Genomic DNA, 486 nt, shown 5'->3' with positions numbered 1-486 from the left:
ATGCGGCCGCGGGCGTCAGTGATGACGGCGGCTACGACGTGGATCGATCGTTTCGGGGAAGGCATGGGGGGAGCATGCCGAAAACCGGGGCACCGGCGCAATCGCCGGGCGCTTCAACGCCCATAACAGGAAAGCCCCGCTTTCGCGGGGCTCTCCGGGGGTCAGCTCAGCTGGCCGTGGCAGTGCTTGTACTTCTTGCCGCTGCCGCACGGGCACGGATCGTTGCGACCGATCTTCGGCTCGTCACGCTGCAGCTGGGCGGCTTCGACTTCTGCCGCTTCTTCGTCGGCGCTGTAGCTGCCTGCGTCCTGGTGCTGGAACTGCGACTGCTTCAGGCGGGCTTCCACCTGCTGGCGCTCGGCCGCTTCCAGTGCCTGCACTTCCTCGTCGCTGCGGATGCGCACACGAGCCAGCAGGGTCACCACTTCGCGCTTGACGTTCTCCAGCATGTCCGAGAACAGCTCGAAGGCTTCCTTCTTGTATTCC

The 486-nt window shown here is 65.2% G+C and carries 2 protein-coding genes; both read right to left on the bottom strand.

Translation table 11 applies throughout. From position 1 onward, the window contains the following. Positions 1-65 (bottom strand): hypothetical protein (locus DBR20_RS23500; protein WP_258223435.1); only part of this gene is annotated, 65 nt, incomplete at its 3' end. Between the two features lie 96 nt (positions 66-161). Next, positions 162-486 (bottom strand): SEC-C metal-binding domain-containing protein (locus tag DBR20_RS19705; RefSeq protein ID WP_181393132.1); only part of this gene is annotated, 325 nt, incomplete at its 5' end.

The organism is Stenotrophomonas sp. HMWF023, from assembly GCF_003060985.1.
Classification (GTDB): domain Bacteria; phylum Pseudomonadota; class Gammaproteobacteria; order Xanthomonadales; family Xanthomonadaceae; genus Stenotrophomonas; species Stenotrophomonas lactitubi.
Note: the sequence above shows the minus strand (reverse complement) of the source record. Positions and strands in the feature narration are given on the sequence as shown.